The 17,436-nt window shown below is 49.4% G+C and carries 18 protein-coding genes and 1 riboswitch; of the genes, 11 read left to right on the top strand and 7 right to left on the bottom strand.

Features of this window, described 5'->3' with window-relative positions:
* Positions 1-139 precede the first annotated feature (139 nt).
* The gene (locus RS889_RS02970) at positions 140-409 is read right to left on the bottom strand and encodes a hypothetical protein (RefSeq protein ID WP_021017230.1); all 270 of its coding nucleotides are present in this window, start codon (positions 407-409) and stop codon (positions 140-142) included.
* A 72-nt stretch (positions 410-481) separates the two neighbouring features.
* Between RS889_RS02970 and metK the strand changes: the two genes are divergently transcribed.
* The 7 genes from metK (at position 482) to ruvX (ending at position 5,965) form a co-directional block, all read left to right on the top strand.
* Positions 482-1,636 (top strand): methionine adenosyltransferase, encoded by a 1,155-nt coding sequence (metK, locus tag RS889_RS02965; RefSeq protein ID WP_021017231.1) that lies wholly within the window; start codon positions 482-484, stop codon positions 1,634-1,636.
* A gap of 117 nt (positions 1,637-1,753) precedes the next feature.
* Positions 1,754-2,266, top strand: a complete 513-nt coding sequence (locus RS889_RS02960) for a SprT family zinc-dependent metalloprotease (RefSeq protein WP_315709232.1) — start codon at positions 1,754-1,756, stop codon at positions 2,264-2,266.
* Between the two features lie 100 nt (positions 2,267-2,366).
* Positions 2,367-3,062, top strand: coding sequence for a deoxyribonuclease I (gene endA, locus RS889_RS02955; RefSeq protein ID WP_315709231.1), 696 nt, complete (start codon positions 2,367-2,369; stop codon positions 3,060-3,062).
* 118 nt (positions 3,063-3,180) lie between these two features.
* The gene (gene rsmE / locus RS889_RS02950; RefSeq protein ID WP_021017234.1) at positions 3,181-3,915 is read left to right on the top strand and encodes a 16S rRNA (uracil(1498)-N(3))-methyltransferase; all 735 of its coding nucleotides are present in this window, start codon (positions 3,181-3,183) and stop codon (positions 3,913-3,915) included.
* Between the two features lie 11 nt (positions 3,916-3,926).
* Entirely contained in the window at positions 3,927-4,886 is a 960-nt protein-coding gene (gene gshB, locus RS889_RS02945; protein WP_290180649.1) for a glutathione synthase, read from the top strand.
* Positions 4,887-4,982: 96 nt separating this feature from the next.
* Entirely contained in the window at positions 4,983-5,546 is a 564-nt protein-coding gene (locus tag RS889_RS02940; RefSeq protein WP_315709230.1) for a YqgE/AlgH family protein, read from the top strand.
* The gene (gene ruvX, locus RS889_RS02935) at positions 5,546-5,965 is read left to right on the top strand and encodes a Holliday junction resolvase RuvX (protein ID WP_021017237.1); all 420 of its coding nucleotides are present in this window, start codon (positions 5,546-5,548) and stop codon (positions 5,963-5,965) included. Before RS889_RS02940 ends, ruvX begins: the two co-directional genes overlap by 1 nt.
* 145 nt (positions 5,966-6,110) lie before the next feature.
* On the opposite strand, the gene lysC is transcribed toward ruvX, so the two are convergent.
* Entirely contained in the window at positions 6,111-7,475 is a 1,365-nt protein-coding gene (lysC, locus tag RS889_RS02930; RefSeq protein WP_315709229.1) for a lysine-sensitive aspartokinase 3, read from the bottom strand.
* Between the two features lie 119 nt (positions 7,476-7,594).
* Positions 7,595-7,792, bottom strand: a riboswitch (Lysine riboswitch).
* Between the two features lie 168 nt (positions 7,793-7,960).
* On the opposite strand from lysC, the gene pgi reads away from it, so the two are divergent.
* Both pgi and RS889_RS02920 read left to right on the top strand, forming a co-directional pair.
* Positions 7,961-9,613 (top strand): glucose-6-phosphate isomerase, encoded by a 1,653-nt coding sequence (gene pgi / locus RS889_RS02925; RefSeq protein ID WP_290180653.1) that lies wholly within the window; start codon positions 7,961-7,963, stop codon positions 9,611-9,613.
* Positions 9,614-9,859: 246 nt separating this feature from the next.
* The gene (locus RS889_RS02920) at positions 9,860-10,201 is read left to right on the top strand and encodes a DUF4156 domain-containing protein (RefSeq protein ID WP_021017240.1); all 342 of its coding nucleotides are present in this window, start codon (positions 9,860-9,862) and stop codon (positions 10,199-10,201) included.
* Between the two features lie 39 nt (positions 10,202-10,240).
* Here RS889_RS02920 and epmB read toward each other — a convergent pair whose 3' ends face one another.
* Complete coding sequence (gene epmB, locus RS889_RS02915; RefSeq protein WP_315709228.1) at positions 10,241-11,290, bottom strand: EF-P beta-lysylation protein EpmB; 1,050 nt, start codon at positions 11,288-11,290, stop codon at positions 10,241-10,243.
* Positions 11,291-11,325: 35 nt separating this feature from the next.
* On the opposite strand from epmB, the gene efp reads away from it, so the two are divergent.
* Positions 11,326-11,892: an elongation factor P gene (gene efp / locus RS889_RS02910; protein WP_021017242.1), complete on the top strand. Its 567-nt coding sequence runs from the start codon at positions 11,326-11,328 to the stop codon at positions 11,890-11,892.
* 215 nt (positions 11,893-12,107) lie between these two features.
* Here the strand turns inward: efp and fbp are convergent, their stop codons facing one another.
* Positions 12,108-13,112, bottom strand: a complete 1,005-nt coding sequence (gene fbp, locus RS889_RS02905; protein WP_021017243.1) for a class 1 fructose-bisphosphatase — start codon at positions 13,110-13,112, stop codon at positions 12,108-12,110.
* A 173-nt stretch (positions 13,113-13,285) separates the two neighbouring features.
* Between fbp and mpl the strand changes: the two genes are divergently transcribed.
* A complete protein-coding gene (mpl, locus tag RS889_RS02900; RefSeq protein ID WP_315709227.1) occupies positions 13,286-14,668 on the top strand; it encodes a UDP-N-acetylmuramate:L-alanyl-gamma-D-glutamyl-meso-diaminopimelate ligase in 1,383 nt (460 codons plus the stop codon).
* Positions 14,669-14,781: 113 nt separating this feature from the next.
* On the opposite strand, the gene RS889_RS02895 is transcribed toward mpl, so the two are convergent.
* The 3 genes from RS889_RS02895 to hflC all read right to left on the bottom strand — a co-directional run bounded on the left by RS889_RS02895 (position 14,782) and on the right by hflC (position 17,435).
* A complete protein-coding gene (locus RS889_RS02895; protein WP_021017245.1) occupies positions 14,782-16,080 on the bottom strand; it encodes an adenylosuccinate synthase in 1,299 nt (432 codons plus the stop codon).
* A gap of 100 nt (positions 16,081-16,180) precedes the next feature.
* A complete protein-coding gene (locus tag RS889_RS02890; RefSeq protein ID WP_021017246.1) occupies positions 16,181-16,381 on the bottom strand; it encodes a DUF2065 domain-containing protein in 201 nt (66 codons plus the stop codon).
* Positions 16,382-16,442: 61 nt separating this feature from the next.
* Positions 16,443-17,435 carry a protease modulator HflC gene (gene hflC, locus RS889_RS02885; RefSeq protein ID WP_021017247.1) on the bottom strand — a complete coding sequence of 331 codons (993 nt, stop codon included), beginning with the start codon at positions 17,433-17,435 and terminating at the stop codon, positions 16,443-16,445.
* Between the last annotated feature and the right edge of the window lies 1 nt (position 17,436).

Here is a 17,436-nt window from a genome sequence, read left to right as displayed (position 1 = left end):
TCATCTGCTCGGGGAAAATGCAGGTTAGCCCGCTCGGGAGTCCTGCGTCGCGCTTCGGGAAAGGCAACTTCGGGAAAATAACAGAAAGGGTTGAGTCAGTGACGCCATGGCGTCAAAAGGAAAGCGCTGCGAACGCAACTCACTCAGCAAACAACGGATCATTAATCCTATCACCTCCACGCGCGCCGCACAGGTATGCGGTCAGGCCATCACGGAAATCGTTAAAAGTATCATACCACGGACAACAAACCGCACGCGCGTTTATACCGATCTGATACCGGAAAAGCAAAATGAAAATGGTAAATATCTTCTTCTTTTCCCCGTAAAAACGTCGATGACGTAATCCAATGGTCTGGTCGTACCAAAAAATTGCTGGTAATGGGGCCAAAAGCTGGCCTAGAATAGCCATCCAGATGTTAATCCATCTATACTGATTAACCGATAAATTGCTTAACGGCTTTGCTTGAAAGGTAAAGAATTCATGGCTAAACACCTTTTTACGTCCGAGTCTGTCTCTGAAGGGCATCCTGATAAAATCGCCGACCAGATTTCTGACGCCGTCCTTGACGCTATTTTGGAGCAGGATCCGAAAGCGCGCGTTGCCTGTGAGACTTACGTAAAAACCGGTATGGTACTAGTCGGGGGTGAAATCACGACCAGCGCCTGGGTCGATATCGAAGAGATCACCCGTCGGACAATACGCGAAATCGGCTACGTTAATTCTGAAATGGGCTTTGATGCCAATTCTTGCGCGGTGTTGAGCGCCATTGGCAAACAGTCTCCGGATATTAATCAGGGTGTTGACCGCAGTAATCCACTGGAACAAGGTGCGGGTGATCAGGGGCTGATGTTCGGTTATGCCACCAATGAAACCGACGTACTAATGCCCGCCCCAATTACCTATGCTCACCGTCTGGTTCAACGTCAGTCTGAAGTACGTAAAAACGGCACACTGCCGTGGTTACGTCCGGATGCAAAAAGCCAGGTAACCTTCCTGTATGACGACGGAAAAATCGCCGGTATTGATGCAGTGGTACTTTCCACCCAACACTCTGAAGATATCCACCAAAGAGACCTGCATGAAGCAGTGATGGAAGAGATCATCAAACCCGTTCTGCCAGCCGAATGGCTGTCCGCCGATACCAAATATTTCATTAACCCGACGGGACGTTTCGTGATTGGTGGTCCAATGGGTGACTGTGGTCTGACAGGCCGTAAGATCATCGTGGATACTTACGGTGGCGCGGCTCGCCACGGTGGTGGCGCGTTCTCTGGTAAAGATCCGTCAAAGGTTGACCGTTCAGCAGCCTATGCGGCCCGTTATGTGGCGAAGAATATCGTTGCAGCCGGTCTGGCTGATCGTTGCGAAATCCAGATTTCCTATGCTATCGGCATAGCCGAACCGACCTCTATCATGATTGAAACCTTTGGTACTGAGAAAATCTCGGCCGACCGCCTGGCTCAATTGGTACGCCAGTTCTTCGATCTGCGTCCATATGGTCTGATTCAGATGCTGGATCTGCTGCACCCGATCTATCAGGAAACAGCAGCCTACGGTCACTTCGGTCGCGAGCACTTCCCGTGGGAAAAAACCGATCTGGCAGAAAAACTGCGCTATTCCGCTGGGCTGCAATAAAAACCTTGCGATTGCCATGATTTTCAAACGGCGAATAACCTTCGCCGTTTTTTATTTCCCCCTTATTCAGGGCGGCATACACTTGAGCATTGTCATTGCCAACGTTAAGCTACCCGCATGCACACACCACGAATTCCCATTGCCTTACAGCAAGCGGTAATACGCTGTCTGCGAGAGAAACTGCGACACGCCAACGCCGTACTTGGTAGTCACTATCCTGAACCCACCGTCAATTATTACCAACGGGGGTTAACCGCAGGTAGTGCCTGGCTGAAAACCTGGGAAATCCGCTTAAACCCAATCCTGCTCAAGGAGAACCAACAAACCTTTATTGACGAGGTAATACCACACGAACTAGCGCATTTACTGGTGTTTTCCCGTTTTGGCAGAACATCGCCACACGGTAAAGAGTGGCGCTGGATGATGGAAGAGGTGCTAAACGTCCCGGCCCGACGCACCCATCGCTTTGAGATCACCTCCGTACAAGGGAAAACCTTCCCTTATCAGTGTGCCTGCCGTCAACACGATTTAACGCTGCGCCGCCATAATCGGGTCGTACGAGGAGAGACTGAATACCGCTGCCGCTATTGTGGTGAAACATTACGTCCTCTCGTAACAAATTCTTTTTAAAATAAAATTTACGGGTTTTAATGCTATTTTTTTAGCATTTGCTTGCATGGAACACTTCCGGTACGCTGCCAACTTTCACGTCTGAAGGTTATGTTGGAACATGCTTCGCAAAATTCTTGTTATCGCATTGTTAGGTTTAAGTTTGATCTCCACAGCCACCCTAAGCCGGGGAATCAATAGCTTTACTCAGGCAAAAGCTGCCGCAGTGAAAATAAATCAGGATGCGCCCGGCACCTTTTATTGTGGTTGTAAAATTACCTGGCAGGGTAAAAAAGGAATTCCAGATTTGGCGTCCTGCGGTTATCAGGTCCGAAAAAATGCCAATCGCGCCAACCGCATTGAATGGGAACACGTCGTCCCCGCCTGGCAGTTTGGCCATCTACGCCAATGCTGGCAAAATGGCGGCCGCAAAAATTGCAATAAAGACCCAGTCTACCGGCAGATAGAAACCGATTTGCACAACCTGCAACCGGCGATTGGTGAAGTGAATGGCGACCGTGGTAACTTTATGTACGGTCAGTGGAACGGAGGGGAAAAACAGTATGGTCAGTGCGAAATGAAGGCGGATTTTAAAAATCATCTGGCCGAACCACCAGAACGTGCACGTGGAGCGATTGCCCGTACCTATTTCTATATGCGCGATCGCTATAATCTGAATCTGGCCCGCCAGCAAACCCAGTTGTTTGAAGCCTGGAACACGCTTCATCCGGTAACCCGGTGGGAATGTACCCGTGATAAACGCATCGCGCAGGTGCAAGGGAATCATAACCCATACGTGCAACAAGCTTGCCAGTAATAGCCCGTCTACCTACTATAGCTATCAGTCCTCTGAACCACCGTTACTCTGGCGGTGGTTTGTTGCGTATGGGGCGGCTGCCCATTCAGATAAATAACGCTATTAAGGTCAGATATCAATGCGAATACCGCGCATTTTTCACCCGGAGACACTCTCACCAACCGGGGGTGAAACCGAACTGAGCGACGATGCCGCCAACCATATTGGCCGCGTTCTGCGCATGCTGCCTGGTCAGTCACTACAACTGCTGGATGGCAGTAATTTTATTTTCGATGCTGAGATTGTGCTGGCTGGTAAAAAAAATGTGCGTGTGCGCTATACCGAAGGTCGGCTGGAAGACTGTGAATCACCACTGTACCTGCATTTAGGTCAGGTGATGTCCCGGGGTGAGAAAATGGAGTTCACCATCCAGAAATCCATTGAGCTGGGCGTCAATGTTATTACTCCACTGTTTTCCGAACGCTGTGGCGTCAAACTGGATAGTGACCGCCTGGATAAAAAGATCGCCCAGTGGAAAAAAATTATTATTGCTGCCTGCGAGCAGTGCGGTCGAAACCGCATTCCGGAAATTCGCCCTGCCATGCCACTGGAAAGCTGGTGCGCGGAACAGGACAATACGTTAAAACTGAATCTTCATCCGCGCGCGACGCAAAGTATTAATACACTACCACTGCCCGTGAAACGTGTTCGGTTGCTGATTGGTCCGGAAGGTGGGCTCTCTTCCGATGAAATTGCGATGACCGCAGAATATGGATTTACCGATATCCTACTGGGGCCACGCATTCTGCGTACAGAAACTACAGCTCTCACCGCAATCACAGCCTTACAGGTACGATTCGGCGATCTGGGGTAAAGGAGAAAATAATGATCAAACTCGGAATCGTGATGGATCCGATTGCAGCCATCAATATCAAGAAAGACACCAGCTTTGCCATGCTGCTGGAAGCGCAGCGCCGTGGCTGGGAACTGCATTACATGGAGATGGGCGATCTCTATCTGCACGTCGGCGAAGCACGGGCAACCACCCGAATTCTGAGCGTCCAGTACGACTATAATGGTTGGTATGATTTCGGTGCCACGCAGGATATCGCCCTGCATGAACTGGATGTGGTATTAATGCGTAAAGACCCACCGTTTGATACCGAATTTATCTACGCTACCTATATTCTTGAACGTGCGGAAGAGAAAGGCACGCTGATTGTCAACAAACCCAAGAGCCTGCGTGATTGTAATGAAAAGCTGTTCACCGCCTGGTTCCCGGAACTGACACCGGATACACTGGTAACCCGTAGTGCAGACAAGTTGCGCCAATTTCATCAACATCACAGCGATATCATTCTTAAACCGCTAGACGGGATGGGTGGAACATCTATTTTTCGTTTAAAACCAGACGATGCTAACATTTCGGTCATCATTGAAACCCTGACTGAATATGGTAGCCGTTATTGCATGGCTCAAACCTATCTACCTGCCATTAAAGATGGCGACAAGCGTGTGCTGGTCGTGGATGGCGAGCCAGTGCCTTACTGCCTGGCCCGTATTCCGAAAAGCGGTGAAACTCGCGGTAATCTGGCTGCCGGTGGCCGTGGTGAAGCACGTCCGTTGAGCGAAAGTGATTGGCAGATAGCACGAAAGGTCGCCCCGGTACTGAAACAGAAAGGATTGATATTTGTCGGTCTGGATATTATTGGCGATCGTCTGACTGAAATTAACGTTACCAGCCCGACGTGTGCCCGTGAGATCGAAACAGCCTATCCAGATGTCTCCATTACTGGCATGCTGATGGATGCCATTGCGCGCCGGCTAAGCCAACGTCATGGCTAATCCGGTTCTCAGTCGATGATGCATAACCGCTCGGTTCGCCCGTTTTTATGCTGGCGAACCCACATCAACCCTGACAAAAAACGATAAGTACATACGATGAATTTACAGCATCATTTTCTTATTGCCATGCCTGCGCTGCAAGACCCGACGTTTAGACGTTCGGTGGTTTATATTTGCGAGCACAATGAAGATGGAGCCATGGGGTTAATCATTAATAAACCTATGGAACAATTTACAGTGGAAAGCGTGCTGAAAAAGCTGAGCATTGAACCAACGCCACGTGATCCGTCCATTCGTCTGGACAAACCCGTGTTCTCTGGCGGGCCACTGGCTGACGATCGCGGTTTTATTCTCCATACACCACGTCCTGGCTTCTCTTCCAGTATTGGCATTTCCGAAGACACGATGATCACGACGTCAAAAGATGTGCTGGAAACACTGGGGACACCCGTTCAGCCAGAAGAAACACTGGTTGCCCTCGGATATACCGCATGGGAAGGCGGGCAGTTGGAAAACGAATTACTGGATAATGCCTGGCTGACCACGCCGGCGGATAAAGAAATTCTGTTCCATACACCAATAGCAGAACGCTGGCGAGCAGCAGCCAAAAAACTTGGGGTGGATATTCATAATATCGTCGCTGAAGCAGGGCATTCCTGATGGTCAACCGCACTATCATGGCGTTTGATTTTGGCACTCGCAGCATTGGTGTTGCTATTGGTCAGGATATTACCCGTACAGCTCGCCCTCTTACTGCCTTCAAGGCACAGGATGGCACGCCTGACTGGCAGCAAGTGGAAAAGCTTCTGCAAGAATGGCAACCTGACCTGCTGGTAGTGGGCCTGCCATTGAATATGGATGGCACCGAGCAACCACTGACCGCCAGGGCACGCAAATTTGCTCAACGCCTGCATGGCCGCTTTGGCGTGCAAATCGCCTTACAAGATGAACGTTTGAGTACGGTAGAAGCCCGATCCAGCCTGTTTGAACAAGGTGGATTCCGAGCGCTGGATAAAGGCAGTGTAGATGCGGCTTCTGCTGTCATCATTCTCGAAAGCTGGTTTGGACAGCAAGCGTAACAAGCACCTGGACGCCAGGATCACTATCCTACACCCTATTTTTTCGCCCAGGCCGGATGTCTCTCCGCATGCCTGATGACAGAAACCACTTGTCCACCCACAGGCAAGGTGATTTCTGCCAGCTAGCCGATAGTGAATACCTCTGTTATTCAAACAAATTGTGATGCAGCGTTTGTACCACTTGCTCCGCATCCCCGGTAGGCACCAGGAAGCATAGATTATGTGTACTGGCGCCATAGCAAATCAGCCGGATATTAAATGGTTCCAACACACCGAACACCTCTTTGCCCACACCACAGGCTTGTGAAAGCTTGTTACCGATCAGCGCCACCAATGACAGATTCTCTTCCACTTCAACCCGACACAGTGAAGATAGTTCAGTCAGTAACGCACTGGACAGCAAACTATCACCGGTTGACGTTGAGCCAGTGGTATCTAGTGTCAGAGCGACATTGACTTCCGAGGTAGTGATCAGATCCACGGAGATGCTGTGACGGGCTAGAATACTGAATACTTCTGCCAGAAAGCCGTGTGCATGTAGCATATTCAAACTGTGCAATGTCAGCAGAGTTTGTTTGCGGCGCAAGGCCAGTGCGCGAAATAATGGTGGCGCGTCGGTTCGATTACAGACCAGCGTACCCCCGGCGATCGGATCCTTGCTAGAACCGACAAAAACCGGAATGTCACTGCGTACCGCCGGCAACAGAGTAGCAGGGTGCAGCACTTTGGCGCCGAAGGTTGCCATTTCCGCCGCTTCCTCAAAAGTAATTTTATCAATACGACGCGCAGCCGGAACTACCCGTGGGTCGGTGGTATAAATACCGGGAACATCGGTCCAGATATCAATACGGTTGGCATTCAGTGCTTCACCCAGCAGCGCAGCGGTATAGTCACTGCCACCACGGCCTAGCGTCGTGGTACGTCCTTTGGCCTCACTGCCAATAAAGCCTTGAGTAATGATCAACCCATTTGACAGACGCGGCATCAACTGACTACGGGTCAACGTCACCAGTGCCGTGCAATCAGGTTCGGCACGACCAAAATGATCATCAGTACGCATGATTTTACGCACATCAAACCATTCAGAAACCACATTACGTTCACGCAGAACTTCGACGAACAGTAAGGTAGACATCAACTCGCCATGGCTGACCAATTCATCCGTCAGCGCATTGGATGTAGCCAATGCCGCAGCTTCAGACAGTCTAGTGATATTATCCAGCATGCGATCGATTTCTTCACGAATCACTGCCGGATTATTCAGTCGGTCAATAATGGCATACTGTATTTGACGAATCTTCTCGATATAAGACTCGCGCTCTTCCTGGGATTGGCCTTCCGCCAGCGCCACGAGCAGATTGGTGATGCCAGCTGACGCCGACAAGACCACCACTCTCACCTGTGGGTTGGAAATCACGATATCCGCACTGCGATTCATGGCATTGAAATCTGCGACGCTGGTACCACCAAATTTGGCAATAACAAGAGAACTATCAATTGTTGAGGGCATTCAAAAAACCTCGTGTCAGGGGCGTTATGGTCATCATTGACAATAACAGTTCATAAATCAGCCTTGGCACAGGGAAAGAGCGATAAACAGGGAGCAGACGTAGAGGAAAAAGCTACGATACACCCAGAAGCGCTCCACCTTGCTAAACGCTCTGCCCTTGCAGAACGATGCTGGTGACAACCCAGAGGATTCAGCCCCTGCGGTCGGCAAAATACAGCCGCACTGTATTTCGTCTCGGCATCGCTCCCCCTTAAGTATCTTCAGCGGATTACGGCTCCTCCGATACCTTACCTGGGCGATGCTCCTCTTCTGGCTTGCACAACAATGCACAAGTAGGCTTTTAGAAATAACGGGTAATACGGCCACTGTCAATCAACAATGAGTGAGGGAATTTCATTTAGCAAGAAAAGGGATCTAAAGTGCGGCTTTACGGGATACAATCGAGAAATTATTATCGATTCATTCTCAGAGATAAGAGCGTTGTTATGAAAAATATCAATCCCACTCAAACCGCCGCCTGGCAAGCATTACAGCAGCATTTCACCGTGATGAAGGATGTCAAGATCAGTGATCTTTTTGCCCAGGATGATACCCGCTTCTCCCGCTTTTCCGCTACATTTGACGACCTGATGTTGGTGGATTACGCCAAAAATCGCATTACGGAAGAAACGCTGGAAAAACTTCAGGCCCTGGCGCGTGAAACCGATCTGGCTGGCGCCATTAACTCCATGTTTTCCGGTGAAAAGATTAACCGAACTGAAGACCGTGCTGTACTGCATGTCGCATTGCGCAATCGTAGCAACACGCCAATTGTGGTGGATGGTAAAGATGTGATGCCGGAGGTAAATGCTGTACTGCAAAAAATGAAGTTGTTCAGCGAGCGAGTAATTGGCGGTGACTGGAAAGGCTACACCGGCAAGACCATTACCGACGTGGTGAATATTGGTATCGGCGGCTCCGATCTCGGGCCTTACATGGTGACAGAAGCGCTAAGACCCTATAAAAACCACCTGAATATGCATTTTGTTTCCAACGTGGACGGAACACATATTGCTGAAGCGCTGAAACCACTAAACCCGGAAACAACACTGTTCCTGGTCGCATCTAAAACCTTCACCACACAGGAAACCATGACCAACGCCCATAGCGCCCGTGACTGGTTCCTGAAAACAGCATCAGATGAAAAACATGTGGCGAAGCATTTTGTGGCACTGTCCACCAACGCCAAAGCAGTAGGTGAGTTCGGTATTGATACCGACAATATGTTCGAATTCTGGGACTGGGTAGGTGGCCGCTACTCTCTGTGGTCGGCGATTGGTTTATCCATCGTACTGTCATTGGGTTTTGACAACTTCGAAAAATTGCTCAGTGGCGCCCATGCCATGGATAAGCATTTTTCCACCACGCCCGCAGAGAAAAACCTGCCGGTACTGCTAGCGTTGATCGGCATCTGGTACAACAATTTTTTTGGTGCGGAAACTGAAGCAATTCTACCGTACGATCAGTACATGCATCGCTTTGCTGCCTACTTCCAGCAGGGCAACATGGAATCCAACGGTAAATATGTTGACCGCAATGGCAACCCGGTAACTTACCAGACTGGCCCAATAATCTGGGGCGAGCCCGGCACCAACGGTCAGCATGCGTTCTATCAGCTGATTCATCAAGGCACTAAACTGGTTCCCTGTGACTTTATCGCGCCAGCCATCAGCCACAATCCGTTAAGTGATCACCACAACAAACTGTTGTCGAACTTCTTTGCCCAAACCGAGGCACTGGCGTTTGGTAAATCCCGTGACGTGGTGGAAGCAGAATTCGCCGCAGCTGGGAAATCGCCGAAGGAGGTTGAACATGTGGCACCATTCAAAGTGTTTGAAGGAAACCGCCCGACCAACTCCATTCTATTACGGGAAATGACACCGTATAGCCTGGGTGCGCTGATTGCGCTGTATGAACACAAGATCTTCACACAGGGTGTGATCCTGAATATCTTCACTTTCGACCAGTGGGGTGTGGAGTTAGGGAAGCAACTCGCCAATCGCATTTTGCCGGAATTACAGGATGGCAGCAGCGTCGGTAGCCACGACAGCTCCACCAATGGATTGATTAACCGCTTCAAACAGTGGCGTGGAAAATAAATCAGACCACAAGATGAAGCACTCCATAATGTGGATCGAGTGAACCCGTAGTCAAAATAAACAAAGTGAGGGGCGTCCTCAATGGGCGCCTCATCTTCATGGTTGCCACGGACATCCCGTGTTTCTTATCTGGCATAAATTAGCGCAACCTACCTTTTTTTGTCGCTGAAACAGGCTATTATCAACGTTCATGGGAGTATTCTTATCCCGCGAATGACCGATTTATTGTTCATCATGGAGGGAAGCATGCGGACTCGTATACTGATTGGTTTGGCTGCCGCTACTCTGCTAGCAGGCTGTAGCACCACCAATGAGCTCAGTGCAGCAGGCCAGGCAGTGCAGTTTACTCAGACCAAACCGGGTAATGAGTGTCAGTTGCTGGGCAGCGTGACCGGTACACAGTCAAACTGGTTTTCCGGCGGTAATGAAGGCAGTTCCATGCGTGGAGCAGCCAACGATTTGCGTAACAAAGCGGCGGCAATGGGGGGGAACGTGATTTATGGCATTTCCACACCAAGCCAGAACTTCCTGTCCAGTTTTGCCCCGTTGGACAGCAAAATGCAGGGACAGGTTTACAAGTGCCGTTAACATGCTGAAGACAAACCGGCAAATGCTCGCCGGTTTGTCTTATTCTGCAACAATGTCACCCTGACATTGCCGCATCCCCAAATCCAGTGGCGTTTTGCTCGCCTCTCCGCCGATTTCCCGTGCCAGACGCGGTACCAGATAACCAGAAACCTGTTTCATCAAACCTCGAACCAACGTTCGCGCTTCATCATCAGGCACCAGAAAATGTGCCGCCCCTTGCACTTTGTCCAGGACATGCAGGTAGTAAGGCAGGATACCAACATCAAACAGCGCATTACTTAACATCGTCAGCGTTGCAACCGAATCATTGACGCCACGCAGCAATACGCTTTGGTTCAGCAACGTGACGCCAGCCTGGCGCAACCGAGCCATACTTTGTGCTAAATCAGTATTGATCTCATTGGCATGGTTAATATGCGTCACTAGCACAATCTGCAAAGGTGACAAAGAGAAACGCTGACATAACGTTTCCGTAATGCGGGACGGAATCACCACAGGCAGGCGACTGTGGATACGCAAGCGTTTCAGGTGCGGAATGGTTTCCAGCTCGGTCATCAGCCAGTCCAGCTCATGGTCTTTGGCCATTAGCGGATCACCGCCGGAAAAGATGATTTCATCCAGCTCCGGATGTTGTTGGATATAGCTGATCGCTTGTCGCCAGTTGGCTTTGTTGCCTTGGTTATCCTGATACGGGAAATGGCGACGGAAACAGTAGCGACAATTTACCGCACAACCGCCTTTGACCAACAACAAAGCGCGGTTGCGATATTTGTGCAACACCCCAGGGACAACGCTATGCTGTTCATCGAGCGGATCGAGACTGAAACCGGGCGCGGCAGCAAACTCTTCCTGCGCGGTCATCACCTGCAATAACAATGGATCCAGTGGATCGCCCGGTTGCATCCGGGCAACGAACGACCTCGGCACCCGTAATGGAAAAAGTTTGCGTGCATCACGCCCTTTGAGCAGTTCTGAGTGATGACTGAGCGCCAGAAGGTGCAATAATTCGTCCGGATCGGTGATAACGTCGGCGAGTTGTTGCAACCAATCTTCTCCAGATAAGGTATTTCGGGTTATAATGTGTGCCATTTTTTGGCTAAATTACCAGTATTAAGAGGACCAACATGGCGTCTTATAGTACCAATGAATTCCGTTCCGGTCTTAAAATCATGCAGGACGGTGAGCCGTGTGCGATCATTGAGAACGAATTTGTTAAACCGGGCAAAGGCCAGGCATTCAACCGCGTAAAAATCCGTAAGCTTATTTCCGGCAAAGTGCTGGAAAAAACCTTCAAATCCGGCGATTCCGTGGAAGCGGCAGACGTTATGGATATGAATCTGACTTACCTGTATAACGACGGTGAGTTCTGGCACTTCATGAACAATGAAACATTCGAGCAGTTGGCTGCGGATGCCAAAGCCGTAGGTGATAGCTACAAGTGGCTGGTTGAACAGGCTGAGTGTGTGCTGACACTGTGGAACGGCCAGCCGATCGCAGTAACACCACCAAATTTTGTTGAACTGGAAATCACGGAAACAGATCCAGGCCTGAAAGGCGATACTGCGGGTACAGGAGGCAAACCAGCCACCTTAACTACTGGTGCGGTAGTTAAAGTTCCACTGTTCGTGCAGATCGGCGAAGTCATCAGGGTTGATACCCGTTCTGGTGAGTATGTCTCCCGCGTGAAGTAAGCCCGATTTTTCACTGCCGTCAGTTGCTTCTGGCGGTTCATGGCACAGGACGTTGTCGTCTGGCATGACCTCTTCATCAAATCTTTTTTGAAAGATGTTGCCAGTGGCAGTTCCTGCGGGGAACCAGATTAAGCGCCAAGGCCGCTCGGTTGAGAAAACGAGCGGCCTTGCTACATGATAATTCGTTAAGAATTACCCGCCGATATCACGACGGCTTACTCATCCGGAAAATCTAGCAGGAAGCGTTCAACATCATTCACCATGGACTCTGTACCCACAAAGAAAGGGGCACGCTGGTGCAATTTATTCGGAATGATATCCAAAATACGGTTCTTGCCATCGCTCGCCTTACCACCCGCTTGTTCAGCCAGGAAAGCCATCGGATTACATTCATATAGCAAACGCAGTTTGCCTTGAGGATAACTGGCCGTACTGGGATAAAGATAAATCCCCCCTTTCAGAAGGTTACGGTGAAAATCCGCCACCAGAGAACCGATATAACGCGAGGTATAGGGACGTTGTGTCGATTCATCCTGCTCCTGACAGTACTTGATGTATTTCTTAACACCCTGTGGGAATTTGATGTAGTTCCCTTCGTTGATAGAGTACATATTTCCTTTCTCAGGGAAACGCACTTTTTCATGAGAGAGGCAAAATACTCCGAGCGAAGGATCATAGGTAAAGGCATGGACACCATGGCCAGTGGTATACACCAGCATGGTAGACGATCCATAAACGATATAGCCTGCTGCAACCTGCTTATGACCGGGTTGCAGAAAGTCATCTTCCGTGACCGACTGACCCAACGGCGTGATACGACGGTAGATAGAAAAAATAGTTCCTACGGAGACGTTAACATCGATGTTGGATGACCCATCCAGTGGATCCATCAATACCACATATTTAGCTTTTTCAGCCCGCTCTCCTTCGAAGATTACAATTTCATCCTCTTCCTCAGAAGCAATACCTGCCACTTCACCACGTGCTTTCAACGCGGCTTTCAACTTTTCATTGGCAAACAGATCAAGTTTCATCTGTACTTCGCCCTGAACATTGGAAACCCCACTGGTACCGAGAATATCGACCAAGCCGGCTTTATTGATATCACGGTGGATGATTTTCGCACCCAGTTTGATGGCTGACAGCAGCGCGGTGAGTTCACCGGTGGCATGAGAGAAATCGTGCTGTTTTTCGACGATGAATTCGCCTAACGTTTTCATAACACTATTCCAGAATCTACGGATGAAAAGCGGTTCTAATTTTGTACCGCCAACGTTTGCGTTTGCAAGTGTAGCCCAAAGAGAAAGTGACTACCTAGTCAAATCCATTTCTTATGATGGATTCATGGCGTTAGAATAGAACAGCAGACTCACTGTATATAGATGGAAAATGTATGCGTATTCATATTTTAGGTATCTGTGGCACCTTTATGGGTGGGTTGGCGCTGTTGGCTCGCTCGTTGGGACATCAGGTGACGGGTTCAGATGCTAACGTCTATCCACCAATGAGTACCTTGCTTTCAGATCAAGGGATTAACGTCATTCAAGGATATGATCCGGCACAACTCGATCCTGCTCCGGATCTGGTGATCATTGGTAACGCCATGACACGCGGCAATCCTTGTGTTGAGGCCGTACTGGAACAAAGTATCCCTTATGTGTCCGGCCCACAGTGGCTGCACGACCATGTACTACGTAACCGCTGGGTTATTGCAGTCGCAGGAACACATGGTAAAACCACCACCGCAGGGATGGTGACCTGGATTCTGGAAAATTGCGGTTATAAACCAGGTTTTGTCATCGGCGGTGTACCAGGTAACTTCACTGTCTCTGCCCGACTGGGAGATAGCCCATTCATCGTCGTGGAAGCCGACGAATATGACTGCGCCTTTTTCGATAAACGTTCCAAATTTGTTCACTACAGTCCCCGCACACTGGTTTTGAATAATCTGGAATTCGATCACGCAGACATTTTCGACGATCTGAAAGCTATCCAGAAACAATTCCATCATCTGGTACGTCTGGTTCCGGGCAAAGGTCGTATTATCCTGCCTTCCGGCGATTTACATCTCAAACAGGTTATGACGATGGGATGTTGGAGCGAACAAGAACTGGTGGGTGAAGATGGTACTTGGAACGCTAAAAAAGTGGCCGTTGACGCCAGCATATTTCAGGTATACCTGAACGGAGAAGTGGTCGGAGAAGTGCATTGGAATCTGGTGGGTGAACATAATATGCATAATGGCCTAATGGCCATTGCTGCCGCTCGTCATGTTGGTGTTCCTCCCGCAGAGGCCTGTCGGGCATTAAATGGGTTTATTAATGCTCGACGTCGTCTGGAGTTACGTGGCACTGAGCATAATGTCTCGGTTTACGATGATTTTGCCCATCACCCAACGGCTATTCTGGCGACACTGGCAGCGTTGCGTGGCAAAGTTGGCGGTACTGCTCGTATTCTGGCAGTGCTCGAACCGCGTTCCAACACCATGAAAATGGGGTTGTGCAAAAACGAGTTAGCTCCTTCTCTCGGCCGCGCAGATGAAGTTTTTATATTTCAGCCACAGCATATTCCATGGCAGGTTGCTGAAGTAGCTGAAGCATGTGTGCAACCGGCGCACTGGAGTGCGGATATTGACACACTGGTAGAGATGATTGTTAAAACGGCTCAACCGGGTGATCATATTCTGGTGATGAGTAATGGCGGTTTCAGTAATATTCACAATAAACTGCTGAATGCCCTTAAAGAGAAAAAACAAACCTCATCCACTGATGCCTGAGATCAAATTGCTTCCGGCATGTATATCGCACGGAACCCCCAGCCTAGCTGGGGGTCTTCTATCGGCAATAAAAAAGGACGGATAGTCCGTCCTTTTTTAACATTTGACAACCATTACGCGTCAAACGGATCGCGCAGGATCATGGTTTCTTCACGTTCAGGTCCCGTAGAGATAATATCTACCGGAACACCGGTGACTTCTTCGACCCGCTTGATGTAGTTCAGTGCCGCCTGTGGCAGTTTGCTATGATCTGTCATACCAAAAGTACTTTCAGACCAGCCCGGCATAGTCTCATAGATTGGCTCAATACCATCCCAGCCTTCAGCAGCCAGCGGAGTTACATCCACTTCACGGCCATCAGGCATCCGATAGCCTACACAGATCTTCACTTCTTTAAGGCCATCAAGTACATCCAACTTGGTCATGCAGAAACCGGACAATGAGTTAATCTGTACAGCACGGCGAACTGCTACCGCATCCAGCCAACCGGTACGACGACGGCGTCCTGTTGTGGCACCGAATTCGTTACCTTTCTGAGAAAGATATTCACCAACATCGTCAAACAGTTCCGTCGGGAAAGGGCCCGCCCCAACACGTGTGGAGTATGCTTTAACAATTCCCAGTACGTAGTCCACATAACGCGGCCCCAAGCCAGAACCAGTGGCCACGCCACCCGCGGTGGTATTAGAGGAGGTTACATATGGATAGGTACCGTGATCGATATCCAGCAATGTTCCTTGCGCCCCTTCGAACATAATCAAATCGCCACGTCGACGGGCTTTATCCAATAAGTCAGAAACATCGACCACCAGAGAAGTCAGGATATCGGCGATCGCCAATACTTCATCCAGTGTTTTCTGATAATCCACCGGCTCAACTTTATAGTAGTTAACCAACTGGAAGTTATGATATTCAATGATTTCTTTCAGCTTGGCTGCAAAGCTCTGCTTATTAAACAAATCACCTACGCGCAGACCGCGACGGGCAACTTTATCTTCATAGGCAGGCCCAATACCACGCCCGGTGGTGCCAATGGCTTTGTCCCCACGTGCTTTTTCGCGTGCGTTATCCAGCGCGACATGATACGGGAGAATTAACGGACAGGCTTCAGAAAGCAGCAGACGTTCTCGTACCGGTATGCCACGCGCTTCAAGTTCCGTCATTTCCTTCATGAATGCATCAGGCGCCAACACCACACCGTTACCGATGATGCTGATGACATTTTCACGAAGAATACCCGAGGGAATTAAATGAAGAACGGTTTTTTCACCGTTGAGAACCAGAGTATGGCCAGCATTGTGACCACCTTGATAGCGCACAACATATTTAGCCCGTTCAGTCAGCAGGTCCACGACCTTGCCTTTACCTTCGTCACCCCATTGGGTGCCCAGTACGACGACGTTCTTACCCATCTCAAAAATCACCAGGTTGCTTAAAAAAGGATTCTAACATCTCATCTTTCTGCTTTCAGTACTTTTAGCACACGTTTGCGCACATTTTTTAGCAACAGTTTTAGCCACCCAAACGGCTACTCAACATATAGTAGATCACACAACCGGCAACCACTATACCTCCACCAAAACGGCGTAAAATATTGTCCGGCAACTGCACCATAGACAGAATCATCCGACGCCAAATACGCGGAAACAACAACGGTCCAAGCCCTTCAACAACCAGGACCAGGCTCAGCGCCAACCAGATAGTGGCATTCATAAAAAAACTCCAGACAGAAAAAAGCCCGTAAATACGGGCTTTTTTGAACTAAAAAACAGTATTAATGGGCAGAGACCGTTTTCTCTGGTGATTTCATGTAGCGGAAGAAATCACTGTCTGGACTCAACACCAACACATTCTGACTATTATTGTCAAAACTATGTTCATAAGCTCTCAGGCTACGAATGAACGCATAAAAATCAGGATCTTTACTGAATGCCGCAGCGAATAACCTGGCTGTTTCAGCATCCCCTTCACCGCGAAGGATGCGTCCTTGGCGTTCCGCTTCTGCCAATGTGCGGGTAACTTGATAATCCGCAGCTGCTTTTAGTTTCTCTGCCTGTTCTTTCCCTTGTGAACGATATCGACGGGCGACGGCTTCACGCTCTGCACGCATACGTTTATAAATGGCATCAGAAACTTCTGTCGGCAGATTGATCTGCTTAATCCGCACATCAATAACTTTAATACCCAGCGCTGCCATACTGTTCGGGTTGACGTGCGGCACACCCGTCGTTTCACGGGCGACACGTGCCGCGGCGGAAGCAATGGCATTATCCGCTTCAGTGGTTTCTCCGGTACCGGTATTCAATGCGTTACGCACATCGGACATCAGTTGACCACGGGAATCCGTTACGATCCCGCTAACATCAAGACGACCGATTTCAGAACGCAGACGGTCGCTGAATTTACGTTTCAACAGCACTTCTGCCTGGGATGTATCACCGCCACCCGTTGCCAGGTAATACCGGCTGAAGTCGCTGATTCGCCATTTGATGTAGGAATCAATAATCAAATCCTTTTGTTCCTTGGTAATAAAGCGATCAGCCTGGTTTTCCATCGTCTGAATACGGGCATCCAGCATTTTCACTGATTCAAGGAATGGGATCTTTACGTGCAGGCCTGGCATATAAACAAGCGGTTTATTTTCATCATCACGAAGAACCTTGCCAAAGCGCATCACTATACCGCGCTGACCTTCCTGGACGATAAACAGCGAAGAATAGACCACCACCAGCACAAGGAGCAGAATAAATAGTACAGGCTTACGCATA

Source organism: Brenneria uluponensis (assembly GCF_032395385.1).
Lineage (GTDB): Bacteria > Pseudomonadota > Gammaproteobacteria > Enterobacterales > Enterobacteriaceae > Prodigiosinella > Prodigiosinella aquatilis.
Note: the sequence above shows the minus strand (reverse complement) of the source record. Positions and strands in the feature narration are given on the sequence as shown.

Excerpts from the sequence above, each read along its gene's own strand:
- RS889_RS02970 (WP_021017230.1), bottom strand. The coding sequence starts at position 409 with ATGGCTATTCTAGGCCAGCTTTTGGCCCCATTACCAGCAATTTTTTGG.
- RS889_RS02890 (WP_021017246.1), bottom strand. The coding sequence starts at position 16,381 with ATGAATGCCACTATCTGGTTGGCGCTGAGCCTGGTCCTGGTTGTTGAA.
- RS889_RS02920 (WP_021017240.1), top strand. The coding sequence starts at position 9,860 with ATGCGGACTCGTATACTGATTGGTTTGGCTGCCGCTACTCTGCTAGCA.
- mpl (WP_315709227.1), top strand. The coding sequence starts at position 13,286 with ATGCGTATTCATATTTTAGGTATCTGTGGCACCTTTATGGGTGGGTTG.
- efp (WP_021017242.1), top strand. The coding sequence starts at position 11,326 with ATGGCGTCTTATAGTACCAATGAATTCCGTTCCGGTCTTAAAATCATG.
- RS889_RS02895 (WP_021017245.1), bottom strand. The coding sequence starts at position 16,080 with ATGGGTAAGAACGTCGTCGTACTGGGCACCCAATGGGGTGACGAAGGT.
- RS889_RS02960 (WP_315709232.1), top strand. The coding sequence starts at position 1,754 with ATGCACACACCACGAATTCCCATTGCCTTACAGCAAGCGGTAATACGC.
- RS889_RS02940 (WP_315709230.1), top strand. The coding sequence starts at position 4,983 with ATGAATTTACAGCATCATTTTCTTATTGCCATGCCTGCGCTGCAAGAC.
- hflC (WP_021017247.1), bottom strand. The coding sequence starts at position 17,435 with ATGCGTAAGCCTGTACTATTTATTCTGCTCCTTGTGCTGGTGGTGGTC.
- gshB (WP_290180649.1), top strand. The coding sequence starts at position 3,927 with ATGATCAAACTCGGAATCGTGATGGATCCGATTGCAGCCATCAATATC.
- ruvX (WP_021017237.1), top strand. The coding sequence starts at position 5,546 with ATGGTCAACCGCACTATCATGGCGTTTGATTTTGGCACTCGCAGCATT.
- endA (WP_315709231.1), top strand. The coding sequence starts at position 2,367 with ATGCTTCGCAAAATTCTTGTTATCGCATTGTTAGGTTTAAGTTTGATC.
- fbp (WP_021017243.1), bottom strand. The coding sequence starts at position 13,112 with ATGAAAACGTTAGGCGAATTCATCGTCGAAAAACAGCACGATTTCTCT.
- epmB (WP_315709228.1), bottom strand. The coding sequence starts at position 11,290 with ATGGCACACATTATAACCCGAAATACCTTATCTGGAGAAGATTGGTTG.
- pgi (WP_290180653.1), top strand. The coding sequence starts at position 7,961 with ATGAAAAATATCAATCCCACTCAAACCGCCGCCTGGCAAGCATTACAG.
- lysC (WP_315709229.1), bottom strand. The coding sequence starts at position 7,475 with ATGCCCTCAACAATTGATAGTTCTCTTGTTATTGCCAAATTTGGTGGT.
- rsmE (WP_021017234.1), top strand. The coding sequence starts at position 3,181 with ATGCGAATACCGCGCATTTTTCACCCGGAGACACTCTCACCAACCGGG.
- metK (WP_021017231.1), top strand. The coding sequence starts at position 482 with ATGGCTAAACACCTTTTTACGTCCGAGTCTGTCTCTGAAGGGCATCCT.